The sequence below is a fragment of the Amycolatopsis bullii genome (assembly GCF_014654205.1).
In the GTDB taxonomy this organism is placed as follows: Bacteria; Actinomycetota; Actinomycetes; order Mycobacteriales; family Pseudonocardiaceae; genus Amycolatopsis; species Amycolatopsis plumensis.
In genome coordinates this window covers 68,469-83,714 of the sequence record NZ_BNAW01000020.1, presented here as the reverse complement: position 1 = coordinate 83,714, position 15,246 = coordinate 68,469, and the positions used below count along the sequence as shown (strand labels likewise).

Sequence of the window (15,246 nt, the reverse complement as noted above, 5' to 3'; positions counted from 1 at the left end):
GCGATGGTGCGCATGGTCGGCGGCAAGCCTAGGCCGTTCGGGGCGGACAAACCGAAGAAAGGGCGAGCTGCGGTGCTCGCCGCCGCGGTGGTCGGCGCCGCCGCGGCCGGCGGGACGGCGCTGGGCACCGGCGGTGGCGCGGCTTCGCTCGAATCCGGGGGCGGATCAACCCTGAAAGCCCGCAATTCCAGCAAGGAATCGGCCCGCAAAGGCCGGCACGAAGACGCGATGAAACGACTCGGTCTCAAGACGATCAAAAAGGTCGTCAAGCGCGAACTGAAGTGCGCGCCGTACGCGTTCGGGCAGGTTCAGCAGTTCTTCGTGCACCATCCGTGCAAGGCGCTCTCGCGCATGCTGCTGGCCGTCGGCGACGGCCGGGGGAACACGGTCGTCGTCACGATCGCGTGGGTCCGGATGCCGAAGACCGCCGAGGCCCGCGACCTGCGGGAGCTGGCCGACCGCGACGGCACCGGGAACATCTACGCCGTGCCCGACGCCCTGCTGAAGCGGGCGGGCGTCCGGTTCACCGGCGACCACTACGAGTCCCGGCTCGACGGGCCCCGCCTGGTGATCGCCGAGGCGACGAGCGGTGGCGGCCACCCGGACCCGGCGGTGCTCGAAGACGCCGCGGACGTCGCCGTGGAGTTCCCGGCGCCCTGACGGCCGCGGGCTCCCGGACCCCGCGATCGATCGTGGCAGAATTCCCCGATGCCTCCCGCCTCGTGCCCGTGCGGCCTCGCCGAGTCCTACGCCGCCTGCTGCGGCCGGTTCCACGATGGCGGGCTGGCCGCTCCGACCGCCGAACTGCTGATGCGCTCGCGGTTCAGCGCCTTCGCCGTCGGGGACACCGCTTACCTGCTGCGCACCTGGCACCCCGGCACCCGGCCGCGGCAGCTCCGGCTCGATCCCGGCCAGGAGTGGACGCGGCTCGAGATCCTCGGCCGCACCGGCGGGGGCCTGCTGCAGACCGAGGGCACCGTCGAGTTCCGGGCGCACTACCGCCACCGGGGCCGGGACGGTTTCCTCGAGGAGAACAGCCGCTTCCGGCGTGCGGACGGCCACTGGGTCTACCTCGACGCGGACGCCTGATGGGGACCGCGATCGTCGGCGTCGCGGGGGCGCTCCTCGGCGTCCTCGTCGGCGGTCTGCTCCAGCTGCTGCAGGCGGCGCGCACCCGCCGGTGGCAGCGGGAGGACGCGCTCGGCAAGCTGAAGCAGGCCGTCTACGCCGAGTACCTGCGCGCGATCAGCGCGAGCTACGGGCAGGCGATGGCCGGCGACCGGAGCCGGACCGAGGACGCGCGCCTGCACGCCGCCACGGCCGAGATCGACGTCCTGGCGGACCGGGAGGTGGCCGGGCCGGCGCGGGACCTGGCGGGCGCCGTGATCGAGGTGCACACGAAGATCGCCGCGGCAGGCGGGGTCGAGCAGGCCGTTGTCGAGGCGGTGGACCGGCAGCGGCTCGCGGTGATCGAACTCTTCAAGGCCGACCTGGGGCTTGGGAAGTAGGAAACCCGGCCCGGGCACCGCCGCCGTCGTGCTAAACAGTGCGGCGATGGGAAAACTGACGCGCCGCGCCCGGGCGAAGGCGGACTACCTCGGCTTCATCGGGGCCCGGGAGTGGCCGCTCGCCGCGTCCGGGCTGGGCGTGGCGCTCGGGGTCGTCACCATCCTCCCCAGCGCCGTCGGGGTCGGGCTCTCCGTCGTCGCTCTCGCGCTCGGCATGGCCACCTTCACCCGTGACCTGCGGCTGCTGCGCCGCCGGTGGGCCGGGTTCGAGTTCACCACCATCGCCGCCCCCTTCCCCACCGCGGACCTGCCGCCGCCCGCCTACCCAGACGCGGCCTACCTCGCCGTGCCCGCCCGCGGCACCGCGCTGGTCAGCGCCGCGATCGACCGCGCACTGTGGCAGGAACGGCACACCGTCGACGTCGCCGAGGAGCCCTACCGGCTGCCGCCGTCGCTCAAGGCCACCGCGCCGCACGTGCTGCCGCTGCGGGCGCGCGGCCGGCTGCTGTTCAACGGCCCGATCGTCGGCATGCGCGGCGATCCGCTGCCCGCCGCCGGGGCCCGGCCCGCGCCGATCCGGCTGCACCGGGCGCGGTTCTTCGACGCCGTCTGCTCGAACGAGCTCGCCGCGCTCCGGATCACCCGCACCGACACCGGCGAAGAGTACGACCTGCGCAAGGCCGAGCTCACCGACACCGCCGGCGCGCTCCGGGAGCTGAGCGGCAGCACGCTGGCCGACCTCGTCGGCGTCTCGACGGTCGCGTTCACCACCGACGGGAAGCTGGTCACCGTCCGGCAGTCGCCGCTCAACTCCGTCAGCGGGCTGCTGCTGGCCCCGTCGGGCAGCGGCTCGCTCGAACCGCGCGACCTGCGCACCCCGGACGGCAGCCCGCGCCGGTTCCTGCACACCGCGGTCCGCGCCGGGATGGAACGCGAGCTGTGCGAGGAAAGCGGCCTCACCCCCGGAGACGTCCGCGAGACGAAGCTGGTCGGCTTCGCGCGCTGGATGGAGCGCGGTGCCAAGCCCGAGTTCTTCGGGCTGACCGAGCTCGCGGTCGACAGCACCGAGGTCGCCCGGCGCCGCCCGGTCAGCGGCGAGCGGCTCTACAGCGCCGGCCTGGCGCTCTTCGATGTCGACCTCTCCGCGATCGGCGCCGCGCTGGCCGGCGGTGTCCCGCTCAGCGAGGCACTTCCTCAACGGCTCTGGGAAGACGGTTCCCTGCCGCTCCTGCTGGCCCTGCGGGCCGCCGCGGCGTGGCAGGCGGCCCGGGTCTGACGAAACGGCCTCTGTTCCCGGCGTGACCGGGCCGCTACCATCGTCGCCATTGTTAGGAAAGTTCCCTAACGATGGTCCGCTGTCCCCCGCCGCCGTGGGTGCCTAGGAGGCGCGCTAGTGAGCTATCGGCAGAGAAGAACCCGGACTCTCCTCGCGGCGGCCGTGCTGGCCGTCGCGGTGACCGGGGCGACCGTCCCGGCCGCGACCGGGCAGCAACCGGTGCGAGCGGTGCTCGCGGCCGCGGCCCCGGCCACCGCCGTCCCCGGCTTCCTGATCCAGACGTCGGCGCAGGTCAGCGACGACTCCGCGGTGTCCAAGCCCGGCTACAACACCTCCGGCTGGTACCCGGTCGGCCCGCGCTCGACCGTCTACGCCGGGCTGCTGGCCAACGGCAAGTACGCCGACCCGTTCTACTCGACGAACATGAAGAACGTGCCGACGGCGGACTTCCAGGTCCCCTGGTGGTACCGCACCGACCTCACCGTCGCCGACACCACGCAGCGCACGTACCTCGACTTCAGCGGGGTGCTGTCCAAGGCCGACGTCTGGGTCAACGGGACGCGGATCGCCGACAAGACGCAGGTCAACGGCGCCTACACCCGCCACGACCTGGACATCACCGCGCAGGTGAAGGCCGGCACGAACAGCATCGCGTTCAAGGTCTACCCGAACGACCCGAACAAGGACCTGTCGATGGGCTGGATCGACTGGGCGCAGACCCCGCCGGACCAGAACATGGGCATCGTGCGGGACGTCCTGGTGCGGCGCAGCGGCCCGGTGGCGCTGCGCGGCGGCCACGTCGTCACGAAGCTGACCGGGACGTCGCACGCCGACCTCACGGTGAAGGCCGACGTCCGCAACGACTCCGCGGCCGCCGTCTCCACGACGGTTTCGGGCACGGTCGCCGGGCGCGCCATCAGCCAGACGGTGAACCTGGCGGCCAAGGAGAAGAAGACCGTCACGTTCGGAGTGATCGGGATCGACAACCCGCAGGTCTGGTGGCCGGCCGGGATGGGCGCGCAGCCGCTGCACGACCTCGACCTGACCGCGAGCGTCGGCGGCGCGGCGTCGGACTCCTCGCACTCTACCTTCGGCATCCGCCAGGTGACGGCGAACAAGAACGCCAGCGGCGGCCGGGCGTACACGATCAACGGGCGCCCGCTGCTGATCAAGGGCGGCGGCTACTCGCCGGACCTGTTCCTGCGCTGGAACGAGCAGTTCGCCGCGGACAAGCTCGCCTACGTCAAGGACCTCGGGCTCAACACCGTGCGCCTGGAGGGCCACATCGAGCCGGACGAGTTCTTCGACCTCGCCGACCGGATGGGCGTGCTGACGCTGCCCGGCTGGGAGTGCTGCGACAAGTGGGAAGGCCAGGTCAACGGGGACGAGAAGGGCGACCCCTGGACCGCCGCGGACTACCCGGTCGCCAAGGCGTCGATGACCGCGGAGGCCGAGCGGCTGCGCGACCACCCGAGCGTCATCTCCTTCCTCATCGGCAGTGACTTCGCCCCCGACGCGACGATCGAGAAGAACTACCTCGACGCGCTGTCCGCCGCGGACTGGGCGACGCCGGTGGTCCCGGCCGCGTCGGCGAAGTCGTCGCCGCAGCTGGGGTCGTCCGGGATGAAGATGAACGGGCCGTACGACTACGTCCCGCCGAACTACTGGTACGACAAGGCGCACAGCGACCTCGGCGGTGCGTGGAGCTTCAACTCCGAGACCAGCGCCGGGCCGGACATCCCGACGATGGACACGCTCAAGCGGATGATGTCGCCGAGCGAGCTCGACACGATGTGGAAGAGCCCGTCGACCGCGCAGTACCACCGGTCCTCGTCGTCGACGTTCGCCAACCTGAAGCTCTTCGGCGACGCGCTGACCGGCCGCTACGGCAAGCCGGCCAGCCTCGACGACTTCGTCCGGAAGGCGCAGCTGGCGCAGTACGAGAACGTCCGCGCCGAGTTCGAGTCGCACTCGCGCAACTTCAGCGACAGCTCGAACCCGGCCACCGGGATCATCTACTGGATGCTCAACAGCGGCTGGACGTCGCTGCACTGGCAGCTGTTCGACGCCTACCTCGACCAGAACGGCTCCTACTTCGGGGCGAAGAAGGCGAACGAGCCGCTGCACATCCAGTACTCGTACGACACGAAATCGGTCGTGGTGGTCAACCACAACCACGACGCGGCTTCGGGGCTGACCGCCCGGGTGCAGCTGTTCAACCTGGACGGAACGCCGAAGTTCGACCAGACGAAGAGCGTTTCGGTGGGCGGCGACGGCGCGAAGACGACGGCGCTGACCATCGGTTCGGTGAGCGGGCTGTCGACGACGTACCTGGCGAAGCTGGTCCTGACCGATTCGTCGGGCAAGGAGGTCAGCCGGAACGTGTACTGGCTGTCCACCAAGGCCGACACCCTGGACTGGGGCAACAGCGACTGGTACTACACGCCGCAGTCGGCCTACGCGGACCTTTCGGGGCTGAACTCACTGAGCTCGGTCACGCTCGGGTCTTCGGCGACCTCGACGGCGAACGGCGACGGCACCACGACGACCAAGGTGACGCTGAAGAACGATTCCTCCGGCAAGGTGCCGGCGTTCTTCGTCGACGCGCACGTGGTCGGCGCGGCGGGCGCGCCGGTGCTGCCGGTGCGGTGGACCGACAACCAGGTCACCCTCTGGCCGGGTGAGTCGACCACGCTGACCGCGACGTACCGGACCGCGGACCTGCGCGGAGCGGCGCCATCGGTGCGGATCGCGGGCTGGAACACCGGGACGAAGACGATCCCGGCGAACGGCTCGGCCGGCCCGGGCACCCCGGCCGACTACCAGGCCGAGGACGCGACGATCACGAACGGCGTCGCGGAGTCGAACCACCTCGGCTACACCGGCAGCGGGTTCGTCAACTACGACAACGCGGTCGGCAGCGCGGTGGAGTTCACCGTCAACGCGGCCGCGGCGGGGAGCGCGAACGTCGTCCTGCGGTTCGCCAACGGCACCACGGCGAACCGCCCGATGGACATCACGGTCAACGGCACGAAGGTGGCCTCGGCCGTGGCGTTCGGCGGCACCGGCAACTGGGACACGTGGCAGACCGTCACGCTGCCCGTGCCGCTGGTCGCCGGCGCCAACAAGATCAAGGCGACCGCAACGACCGCCAACGGCGGCCCGAACGTCGACAAGATCACCGTCTAGCTGCGGGCCGGGGGCGGGCACTTTCACGTGAAAGTGCCCGTCCCCGGTCAGTTCCACAGCAGGCGCTGATCGCGGTCCGGGTCGGAGACCGTCGTCGAGACGTCGTCGAACAGGCGCGTGACGCGGTCCGCCGTCGTGTACTTCGGCCAGCCCGGGTCGCCGGTCGTGACGAAGCGGACCCAGGCGCCGAACATCTCCGTCGCCACCGCCTGCATCCGTTCGGCCGGGAACGTCCGGCCGGCGAACAGGAACCGCCAGTTTTTGTTCCGGATGTCGTCGAACACCAGCGGCAGGTCGAGTCCGTGGGCGGCGCCGAGACCGCGGCCGCGCGGGGCGATCCGCCAGTCCAGCCGGTACATCCAGGCGTCCGGCTGCTTCTCGGCGAAGCGGATCGCCGGGATCCACCAGTCCCCCGCCGTCAGCGCGCGGTTGCGGATCTGGTCCGGCGGCCAATCGAGTAGGTCGTCATACAGTGCGACAGCCTTCTCGACCTCGTCTGAGTCCAGCATCGTCGAGCCGACGCCCAGCAGCTTCGCGCCACCCGACTGCAGCCAGCTGAACAGGTCTTCCTCGTCGGCTGTGGTCCCGATGAGCAGCGGGACCTCGCGGACGCCGTCCAGCGGCCGGTGCGGAAGCAGCTCGTCGCCGACGACCACGCGGTAGGTCACCTTGGTGCCCGACACCGCCGAAACCCGTTGCTGTGCCTCGAGAATCCGCGTCACCGGCAGTTTCGCCAGGTCGTCCGGCCCGGCCCCCAGCTCGGCGAGGACCGCCTCGGCCACCGCCGTGCCTTCGGCCGGGGTGTGCACGACTGAGCCGACGCCGGTGCCGCTCTGCACGATCGCCCGGTGGACGAGCCCGCGGGTGGCGGGCACGGCCAGCAGCGTCCCCACCGTGCGGCCGCCGTTGGACTGCCCGGCCAGCGTGACGCGGCCCGGGTCGCCCCCGAACGCGCCGACGTTGTCCCGCACCCACTCGAGTGCGGCGACCTGGTCGCGCAAGGAGAGGTTCGAGTCGGCGACGCCGGGCAGGTGCAGCATCCCGAGCACGCCGAGCCGGTAGGCGACGGTCACGACGACGACCCCTCGCCGCGCGTACGCGGACGCGTCGAACTGGTGCGGCGCGCCCATTACGCCACCGCCGCCGTGGATCCACACCAGCACCGGGTACGAGCCGGGTGCGGCGGGGGCGTAGACGTTGACGTAGAGGCAGTCTTCGTCACCGGTGAAGCCACGCCCGGTGAGCGCGGGCTGCGGCGCCCGCGGGGCCCACTCCGCCGCGTCCCGTACCCCGGCCCACGGCTTCGCGGGCCGCGGCGCGCGGAACCGCAGCTCCCCCACCGGAGGCTCGGCGTACGGCACGCCGAGGAAGGTCCGGACACCGTCTCCTTCGGACCCGCGCAGGGCGCCGGCCGCGATCTCCACCGTCGTCACGACCCCAGCCTAAAAGCTTGCGCTGGAGTGCACTCCAGCGTGTTGACTGGGCCCATGACCGCGTCCGAGAACAAGCAGCTCCTGAAGACGGCGTTCGACGCCTGGGCCACCGGCGACATCCGGCCGCTGCTCGCCGCGATGGCCGACGACGTCACCTGGACGGTCAGCGGCCACAACAGCTGGTCCGGCACCTTCCGCGGCAAGGACGCCGTCCGCCGCGACCTGCTGGGCCCGCTCGGCGCGCAGCTCGACGGCACGTACACGAGCACCGCGAGCCGGTTCGTCGCCGAGGACGACGCCGTCGTGGTCGAGACGCAGGGCAGCGTCGCGACGAAGTCCGGGGCGCGGTACGACAACAAGTACTGCTTCGTCTTCCGCGTCGAAGACGGCCGCATCCGCGAGATCACCGAGTACATGGACACCCAGCTGGTCGCGGAGGTGCTCCCGGAGCTGGCCCGCTGACGCCCGCCAGGGCGCCCGGGTGATGATTACCCCGTGCACATCGCGGCAGAGATAGTGGCGCTGGTCGTGACCGTCCTCGTCGTCAGCGCCGTGGCGCGGCGGCTGGACTGGTCCGCTCCGCTGTGCCTGATCGTCGTCGGCGTCGCCGGCTCGTACGTCCCCGGCGTGCCCGAGGTCCACCTCGATCCCGAGGTGGTGCTGCTCGGCCTGCTGCCCCCGCTGCTGTACTCGGCGGCCATCCAGACGTCGCTGGTCGACTTCCGGAAGAACCGCGGGGCGATCGGGCTGATGTCGGTGGGGCTGGTGGTGTTCACCGCGCTCGGCGTCGGCGTGGTCGCCTGGGCGGTGGTCCCCGGGCTCCCGCTGGCCGGCGGCATCGCGCTCGGCGCCGTCGTCGCGCCGCCGGACGCGGTCGCCGCCAGCGTCGTCGCCCGGCGGGTCGGCATGCCCCGCAAGCTGATCCGGCTCCTGGAGGGCGAGAGCCTCTTCAACGACGCCGCCGCGCTGGTCGCCCTCCGCACGGCCATCGCCGCGTTGGCCGGGTCGGTCAGCCTCTGGCAGGTCGGCGCGGACTTCTTCCGCGCGGCCATCGGCGGGGCCGTGGTCGGGCTGGTCGTCGGGTTCGCGGCGGCCTTCATCCGGGCCCGGATGGACGAGCCGGTGCTCGACACCGCGCTGTCGTTCGCCGTCCCCTTCATCGCCTACATCCCGGCCGAGGCGATCCACGGTTCCGGCGTGCTCGCCGTCGTCATCGCCGGGCTGATCCTCGGGCACAAGGCCCCGCAGATCCTGTCCGGCTCCACCCGGCTGGCGTCCCGGCTGAACTGGCAGACCATCCAGTTCCTCCTGGAGAACATGGTCTTCCTGCTGATCGGCCTGCAGCTGCGGCGGATCCTCGCCGAGGTCGGCGAGAGCGGGCTGTCGCTGCTGACGCTCACCTGGATCTGCGTCGCCGTGCTCGCCGCGACCATCCTCACCCGGGTGCTGTACCTGATCGGCATCGGCACGGTGAAGCGCGTCAAACGGCGCTTCCTGCCCGGCAAGGTCAAGGTGAAGATCTGGCCGTGGCGCTACTCGGCCGTCATCGCGTGGGCGGGCATGCGCGGGGTGGTGACGCTGGCGGCCGCGTTCGTCCTGCCCGCCGACACCCCGCAGCGGGCCGTGCTGGTGCTCGCCGCGTTCGTCGTCGTGGCCGGCACCCTGGCCGTGCAGGGCATGACGCTGCCCCTGCTGATCCGGCGGCTGCGCCTGCCCCGGCCGGACCCCGCGGAGGACGCGCTGCAGGAGGCGGCCGTCCTGCACGACATGACCCGGGCGGCGCTGGCCAAGCTGGAGGAGATCCGGCAGCCCGACGACCCGCCGGAGATCATCCAGCGCCTGCGCGACCGCCTGCAGCACCGCGCCGACTCGGCGTGGGAGCAGCTCGGCAGGCAGAGCGCGCTGGCCGAGACGCCGAGCGACGCCTACCGCCGGCTGCGGCTGGCCCTGCTGGACGTCGAGCGCGACCAGTTCCTCAAGGCCCGCGCCAGCGGCAGCGCCGACGACGACGTCCTGCGCCGGGTCCTGGAGCGGCTCGACATCGAGGAGTCGATGCTCGACCGCGAAGAGGCCGAGCCCGACGTCGAAGGCCGCGAACTGCGCACCCCGGCCGCGACGGCGGGGTCGTGCAAGCACCTGGCCCACGAGTGGGTGGACAAGGAGCCCAGCTCGGCCGCCAGCTGCGCCGCCTGCCTCGAAGAGGGCACGACGTGGGTGCACCTGCGGATGTGCCTGAAGTGCGGCAACGTCGCCTGCTGCGACTCCTCGCCGCGCCGCCACGCGACGCAGCACTTCCACGAATCCCGTCATCCGGTCATGCGCAGCTTCGAGCCGGGCGAGACGTGGCGCTGGTGTTTCGTGGACAAGCAACTCGGCTAACCTCGGGGCCATGAGCACGCCCGAGCAGGAGATCGAGTACCGCCAGTTCCGCTTCAGCCCGCCTTCGGGCGCAACGGAGATCTTCCTGGTCCGGCACGGCGAATCGGCACCGGCCCGCGGCGACGACCCGTTCGACCTGGTCGACGGCCAGGCCGACCCGGACCTGGCGCCGGACGGCCGTGACCACGCCCAGCGCGTCGCCGCCCGGCTCGCCGGGGAACGGATCGACGCGATCTACGTGACGACGCTGCGCCGCACGGTCCAGACGGCCGCGCCGCTGGCGGAGAAGCTGGGGCTGACCCCGGTCGTCGAGCCGGACCTGCGTGAGATCCACCTGGGCGACTGGGAGAACGGCCTGTTCCGGAAGTACACCACCGACGGCCACCCGATCGTCGACCGGTTGTGGGCCGAGCAGCGCTGGGACGTGATCCCCGGCGCGGAGTCCGACGAGGCGTTCGGGGCCCGGCTGCGCGGCGCTTTGACGCGGATCGCCGCGGCGCACCCCGATCAGCGCGTCGCGGTGTTCACCCACGGCGGCGTGATCGGCGAGGTGTTCGCGCAGGCGAGCCGGGCGGTCGAGCGGTTCGCGTTCCTCGGCGCCGACAACGGGTCGATTTCGCACCTGGTGCTGCACGGCGACACCTGGATCGTGCGGCGCTTCAACGACACCGCGCACCTGGCTACCCCGCTCGGCTGAGCTTCCCGGCCGCGACGAGCTGCACGGTCACCAGGATCGAGACGGCCTCCGCGGCCAGCAGCCCGATCAGCACGAGCACCTGCGTCAGCCCGGCCTGGATCGGCCCCGCGCCGCCGAGCAGGACGCCGACGTAGGCACCCGGGAGCGTCACCAGGCCGACCGTGCGGGTCTGGTCGAGCGCCGGGATGAGGGCGTGCCCGGCCGACGGGCGGCAGATCTCCAGCGCCGCCGGCCGCGGCAGGAAGCCCAGCGCCAGCGCGGCTTCGTACTCGCCGTGGCGGGACTCGAGTTCGTCGAGGGCGCGGCGGGCGGCCTGCGACGTCGCGGTCATGGCGCCGCCGATCACGATGCCGGCGATCGGCACGACCGCGATCGGCTCGAGCGGGACGACCCGGGCGCCGAGGACCAGGGCGAGCACGGGCGCGACGCCGGCGGCGATGGCCAGGGCCGTCCACGGGAGGTTCCGGCGCCTTCCGACGCGGCGCGCCGACGTCACCGCGGCGATCCCGAACATCAGCAGCACGAAGAGGCCGGTCAGCGGCGCCGACCGCAGGACCGCGGTGATCACCAGCGACACGACGGCGAGCTGGGCGACCGCGCGTACGGCGGCGATCAGCACCGCGCGCCCGTCGCCGAGGCCGCCGGCCCGGACGACGGCCGCGCCGGCGACGGCGAGCAGGACGAGGACGGCGACCAGGGCGGGGCCGAAGGTGATCGCGGCGTTCACGCCGCCGATCCTGCCGCTCAGACGGCGCAGCTGAAGAGGCGCCCCGGCTCGGTCTCGGTCTTCTCGGCGACGACGACGCCGTCGACGACGATCCGGCACCGCAGCGCGCCGGGGCCGGGGTTGCGGGCGGCGACGCTGTAGAACTCGGTGCGGCCGGCCGGGCCGACCCGGGTGAACTGCGTGGACCACGGCGTCGCGACCTCGGCCTGCTGGGTCAGCGTGGAGCCCGCGGCGGCGTAGGTGACGTTGCGGGCACCGTGCGCGCCGAGCAGTTCGTAGACGACGCTGTGGTTGACCGTGCGCACCGCGGCCGGGGCGACGGGCGCGACGGCGGGCTGTCCGGTGCCGGGGCCGCGCGCGGACCGGGGCACGACGTAGGCGGTCACGGCGAAGGCCGCGGCGAGCACGCCGAGGACGACGACGAAGCTGCCGGCCGACCGAGCCCGCCCGGCGCAGTCGCGCTCGGATCGGATCGCGGTGGGAACGCCCATGGAGAGGTCTTCTCTCGTCGCGCGCACTTCCGTCGAGTGCGTCGACCTATATCTCGCCGTGACCTAACGGCGTGTTAGCAGGTCTTCGCGGGAAGTTCGATGTTCACCCGGACGGGTGTCTCGCTCGGCGCCGGTTTTTGTCGGTGGTCCGGAGGATGATCGGGGTCGTGTACGAGGAGGTGGCGGCGCCGGCGGCGTTGCGGGGCGTGGCGAGGTGCGTGTGGCGGTCGGCTTCGGAGGGTCCGAAGCGGATCGTCCCGGACGGGTGCGTGGACCTCGTGGTGGGCGGCGGTTCGGTGTTCGTGGCCGGCCCGGACACGGCGGCGTGGTCTTCGGAGGCGGCGGGGGTGGTCAGCGGAGTCCGGTTCGTACCGGGCCGCGCGTCGGCGGTCCTGGGCGTGGCGGCGGACGAGCTGCGCGACCGGCGGGTGCCACTGGGCGAGCTGTGGGGGCGGTCGGTGGCGGAGCGGCTGCTGGAGGGATCGCTGTCGCCGGCGGCGGCGGTGGCGGGGCGGCTGGCGGACTTGCCGGCGGAGGATCGGGCGGTCGCGGAGCTGATCGCGCGGCTGGAGGCGGGGGTAGCCCGGGTCGGCGAGGCGGCAGCGGGACTAGTGGGGGTCGGTCAGACAGGAGCGGGACCGGCGCGAGTCGGTCAGGCGGCGGCCGGACTGGCACGGGTCGATCAGGCGGCAACGGGACTGGCGCGAGCCGGCGAGGCGGCGGGGCTGGCCCGAGCCGGCCAGGCGACGGCCGGACCGGGGCGAGTCGATCAGGCGGCAGCCGAGCTGGCCCGAGCCGGCGAGGCGGCCGCGTTGGCCCCGTCTGGCGGTGGAGAGCGGCAGGCCGGCGAGCGGGACGAGACCGCCGGCTCGGCCCGGTCCGGCGGCGGAGGGCAGCCGGCCGAGCCGTCCACCGAAGTGGCGGCGGCGGCGATCGCCGGGCTGGGCGTGGTGAGCGAGCGGCGGCTGCGGCGGCGGTTCGTCCAAGCCGTCGGGTACGGGCCGGCCACCTACCTCCGGGTCAGCCGGTTCCAGCGGGCCGTCGCGCTGGCTCCGCGGATCTCCGGTCTGGCCGCGCTGGCCGCCGCGGCGGGGTATGCCGATCAAGCGCACCTCAGCCGGGAGTGCCGGGCGCTGACCGGCCTCACCCCGCGCGACTACTTCCCTCGGCGCTCCACTGTGGACCTTGCGGTGCGTGATCGACTCCGTTCGGCGTAACCCGTGCGGTCAACCGGAAGTGGGTGTTCACCCAAAAAGGTAAGCGGACGGTAAACGACTACCAAGAGCGCTATCCTCCCCCTCGACGAGTGATCAGGGAGGGCGTGTGGCCACCATCAGCGACGTCGCAGCCAGGGCCGGCGTCTCCACGGCGACCGTGTCGCGCGCGCTCAACGGCAAGTCCACTGTGGACCCCACCTTGGCCGCGCGGGTCCAGGAGGCCGCCGCCGAGCTCGGGTATCACCCGAACGGGCTGGCCCGGAACCTCCGCCGTCAGGAGACCGCGGTGCTCGCGCTGATCATCTCCGACGTCGAAAACCCGTTCTTCACCGCCATCGCGCGGGGCGTCGAGGACCTCGCGCAGCGGTCCGGGTATTCGGTGGTGCTCTGCAACTCCGACGAAAACGAGGACAAGGAGCGGCGCTACATCGAGGTCGCGCTGCAGGAGCGGGTCGCCGGCGTGGTGCTGTCGCCCACCGGCCGGTCGACGAACGTCGAGGGCCTCCGCCGCCAGGGCACGCCGCTGGTGGCGGTGGACCGGCCGCTGCAGGCGGCGGAGGGCGACCAGGTGCTGGTCGACACCCGCCACGCGGCCGCCCAAGCCACCCGGCACCTGCTCGACGGCGGCTACCGGCGCGTCGGCTGCCTGACCGGTCCCCCTAGCGTCCGCACGGCCGAAGACCGCCTGGCGGGATACGCCGACGTCGTCGGCGAAGAGAACGTCCGGTTCCGCCGGGCGGAGTACCGCGCCGAGGGCGCCCGGCTGGCCGCGCTGGAACTCCTCGACGAGCCATCGCCGCCGGACGCGCTTCTGGTCGCGAACAGCACGATGGCGATCGGGGTGCTGGAGGCCCTGTCGGCTCGCGGCCTGCGCCCGGGCAGCGACGTGGGCATCGTGTCGTTCGACGACGCCCCGTGGACGACGCTGGTCGACCCGCCCCTGACGGTGGTCGCCCAGCCGGCGTACGAAGTCGGAAGGGTGGCGGCCCAACTGCTGCTGGCCCGCATTTCGGACAGCAGCCGCGACGCAACCACGACGACGCTCGAGGCCCGGTTGATCGTCCGGCAGAGCTCCCGCCGCTGACCCGCGCACAGGTGACACGCGCCGGCGGCACACGCATCAAGCAGGTCGGGCCGCGCACCTGAAAGGCCGGGCCGCGCCTCTCGCCGGTCGGTTCCGCGCCGGAAAGGTCGGGCGGTCCGCTCCGGAGGACCCGGCGGGCGCACCCCGACGGTCGGGCGGCGTACCGGAAGGGTCGGGCCGCGCACCCGGAGGGCCGGACCGCGCACCTGAAGGGCCGGGCCACGTACCCGGAGGGTCGGCCTGCGTACCCAGAGGGTCGGGCCGCGTACCCAGAGGGTCGGCCTGCGTACCCGGAGGGGTCGGGCGGCGCACCCAGAGGGGCGGCGAGCGACGTGCCTGGGGGCCGGCTCGTGCCGGGCCCCCCAGGCACGCCCCACCCCCTGTGTCCCCCATCGCCGGCGCCGGAACGCCGGGTCCTGTGAGCACGGAGCGGAAATCGTTTACCAGTCCGGAACGTAGGTCCACGGGAAAACCGTGTCAAGCCGGAGCGGGTCTGGACAACTGCGGCCGTTCCGGGGAAACTGACCGGAAGTTGCCTACTCAACGTGTTGGATGATGTGCCCTGAGTGTCAATCTCTGGTGAATTCACCCACAGACAGGGCAAGAAAGCGCACGAACCCGCACATCCGCGCTGTTTCGGGTTAACCTGAGCCACATGTCTGTAGCGCTGGAGAACATCCTCGCCAAGGCGGGCCTGAAGGTCGACGCGAACGAGTTCCTCACTCTCGTCGAAGACGCGGCGCGCAGACTGTCCCCACCGAATCCCGATCCGTCGCACTACTTCTCGGCCGACCAGCGCGCCGCGCTGGCCGATGTCGGGCTGGACCTCTCACCGAGGCGGGAGGACGAACCGGACTTCAGAGCCCGCACCGTCGCCGCCCACGCCGTGCTCGCCGAAGGCGCCCTCAGCGTCAACGAAGCCGCCAAGGCCCTCGGGGTCGACGACAGCCGGATCCGGCATCGCCTCAAGGAAGGGCGGCTGACCGGCTGGAAGGACGGCGGGTGGCGGCTCCCCGCGTGGCAGTTCGCCGGCTCCGGTGCCCTCCCCGGCCTGGAAGTCGTGCTGAAAGCCCTGCCGGACGACCAGCCCGCCCTCGTGGTCGCCGCCTTCATGAGCACTCCGCAGGCCGACCTGGTGATCAACGACCAGCCCGCGACCCCGCGCCAATGGCTCCTCTCCGGTGGTGACCCGGACCACATCGCCCGCCTCATCGCCACGCTCGGCACTCCGCTCTAGGCTGGACC

The 15,246-nt window shown here is 72.4% G+C and carries 14 protein-coding genes; 11 read left to right on the top strand and 3 right to left on the bottom strand.

The genetic code is table 11. The features are described 5' to 3' along the window. The first annotated feature begins 3 nt into the window (after window positions 1-3). The 5 genes from IE317_RS22550 (at window position 4) to IE317_RS22530 (ending at window position 5,973) form a co-directional block, all read left to right on the top strand. Window positions 4-660: a hypothetical protein gene (locus IE317_RS22550; protein WP_191313162.1), complete on the top strand. Its 657-nt coding sequence runs from the start codon at window positions 4-6 to the stop codon at window positions 658-660. A 48-nt stretch (window positions 661-708) separates the two neighbouring features. Next, window positions 709-1,089, top strand: coding sequence for a YchJ family protein (locus IE317_RS22545; RefSeq protein WP_191313160.1), 381 nt, complete (start codon window positions 709-711; stop codon window positions 1,087-1,089). Next, window positions 1,089-1,508, top strand: coding sequence for a hypothetical protein (locus IE317_RS22540; protein ID WP_191313158.1), 420 nt, complete (start codon window positions 1,089-1,091; stop codon window positions 1,506-1,508). The genes IE317_RS22545 and IE317_RS22540 overlap by 1 nt, the downstream gene beginning before the upstream one ends. Before the next feature lie 46 nt (window positions 1,509-1,554). Then, entirely contained in the window at window positions 1,555-2,784 is a 1,230-nt protein-coding gene (locus tag IE317_RS22535; protein ID WP_191313155.1) for a hypothetical protein, read from the top strand. A 117-nt stretch (window positions 2,785-2,901) separates the two neighbouring features. Then, window positions 2,902-5,973, top strand: a complete 3,072-nt coding sequence (locus IE317_RS22530) for a glycosyl hydrolase 2 galactose-binding domain-containing protein (protein WP_191313153.1) — start codon at window positions 2,902-2,904, stop codon at window positions 5,971-5,973. Window positions 5,974-6,020: 47 nt separating this feature from the next. Here IE317_RS22530 and IE317_RS22525 read toward each other — a convergent pair whose 3' ends face one another. Beyond that, complete coding sequence (locus IE317_RS22525; RefSeq protein WP_191313152.1) at window positions 6,021-7,406, bottom strand: carboxylesterase/lipase family protein; 1,386 nt, start codon at window positions 7,404-7,406, stop codon at window positions 6,021-6,023. A gap of 54 nt (window positions 7,407-7,460) precedes the next feature. Here IE317_RS22525 and IE317_RS22520 point away from each other — a divergent pair, with 54 nt between their 5' ends. Genes IE317_RS22520 through IE317_RS22510 form a run of 3 tightly spaced genes read left to right on the top strand, consistent with a single transcriptional unit; the run spans window position 7,461 to window position 10,482 of the window. After that, a complete protein-coding gene (locus IE317_RS22520; protein ID WP_191313150.1) occupies window positions 7,461-7,868 on the top strand; it encodes a nuclear transport factor 2 family protein in 408 nt (135 codons plus the stop codon). A gap of 33 nt (window positions 7,869-7,901) precedes the next feature. Beyond that, window positions 7,902-9,785, top strand: coding sequence for a Na+/H+ antiporter (locus IE317_RS22515; RefSeq protein ID WP_229902855.1), 1,884 nt, complete (start codon window positions 7,902-7,904; stop codon window positions 9,783-9,785). A gap of 10 nt (window positions 9,786-9,795) precedes the next feature. Continuing rightward, entirely contained in the window at window positions 9,796-10,482 is a 687-nt protein-coding gene (locus IE317_RS22510; protein ID WP_191313147.1) for a histidine phosphatase family protein, read from the top strand. On the opposite strand, the gene IE317_RS22505 is transcribed toward IE317_RS22510, so the two are convergent. Both IE317_RS22505 and IE317_RS22500 read right to left on the bottom strand, forming a co-directional pair. Beyond that, the gene (locus IE317_RS22505; protein ID WP_191313146.1) at window positions 10,466-11,209 is read right to left on the bottom strand and encodes an ABC transporter permease; all 744 of its coding nucleotides are present in this window, start codon (window positions 11,207-11,209) and stop codon (window positions 10,466-10,468) included. The two genes, IE317_RS22510 and IE317_RS22505, sit on opposite strands and share 17 nt — an antisense overlap. Window positions 11,210-11,226: 17 nt before the next feature. After that, window positions 11,227-11,700, bottom strand: a complete 474-nt coding sequence (locus tag IE317_RS22500; RefSeq protein WP_191313144.1) for an MmpS family transport accessory protein — start codon at window positions 11,698-11,700, stop codon at window positions 11,227-11,229. 155 nt (window positions 11,701-11,855) lie between these two features. On the opposite strand from IE317_RS22500, the gene IE317_RS45155 reads away from it, so the two are divergent. The 3 genes from IE317_RS45155 to IE317_RS22485 all read left to right on the top strand — a co-directional run bounded on the left by IE317_RS45155 (window position 11,856) and on the right by IE317_RS22485 (window position 15,238). Continuing rightward, entirely contained in the window at window positions 11,856-12,917 is a 1,062-nt protein-coding gene (locus IE317_RS45155) for a helix-turn-helix domain-containing protein (RefSeq protein ID WP_191313142.1), read from the top strand. A gap of 106 nt (window positions 12,918-13,023) precedes the next feature. Continuing rightward, window positions 13,024-14,001, top strand: coding sequence for a LacI family DNA-binding transcriptional regulator (locus IE317_RS22490; protein WP_191313140.1), 978 nt, complete (start codon window positions 13,024-13,026; stop codon window positions 13,999-14,001). Between the two features lie 655 nt (window positions 14,002-14,656). Further along, the gene (locus IE317_RS22485) at window positions 14,657-15,238 is read left to right on the top strand and encodes a DNA-binding protein (RefSeq protein WP_191313138.1); all 582 of its coding nucleotides are present in this window, start codon (window positions 14,657-14,659) and stop codon (window positions 15,236-15,238) included. Window positions 15,239-15,246 lie beyond the last annotated feature (8 nt).

Excerpts from the sequence above, each read along its gene's own strand:
- IE317_RS22550 (WP_191313162.1), top strand. The coding sequence starts at position 4 with ATGGTGCGCATGGTCGGCGGCAAGCCTAGGCCGTTCGGGGCGGACAAA.
- IE317_RS22545 (WP_191313160.1), top strand. The coding sequence starts at position 709 with ATGCCTCCCGCCTCGTGCCCGTGCGGCCTCGCCGAGTCCTACGCCGCC.
- IE317_RS22540 (WP_191313158.1), top strand. The coding sequence starts at position 1,089 with ATGGGGACCGCGATCGTCGGCGTCGCGGGGGCGCTCCTCGGCGTCCTC.
- IE317_RS22535 (WP_191313155.1), top strand. The coding sequence starts at position 1,555 with ATGGGAAAACTGACGCGCCGCGCCCGGGCGAAGGCGGACTACCTCGGC.
- IE317_RS22520 (WP_191313150.1), top strand. The coding sequence starts at position 7,461 with ATGACCGCGTCCGAGAACAAGCAGCTCCTGAAGACGGCGTTCGACGCC.
- IE317_RS22510 (WP_191313147.1), top strand. The coding sequence starts at position 9,796 with ATGAGCACGCCCGAGCAGGAGATCGAGTACCGCCAGTTCCGCTTCAGC.
- IE317_RS22500 (WP_191313144.1), bottom strand. The coding sequence starts at position 11,700 with ATGGGCGTTCCCACCGCGATCCGATCCGAGCGCGACTGCGCCGGGCGG.
- IE317_RS45155 (WP_191313142.1), top strand. The coding sequence starts at position 11,856 with ATGATCGGGGTCGTGTACGAGGAGGTGGCGGCGCCGGCGGCGTTGCGG.
- IE317_RS22485 (WP_191313138.1), top strand. The coding sequence starts at position 14,657 with ATGTCTGTAGCGCTGGAGAACATCCTCGCCAAGGCGGGCCTGAAGGTC.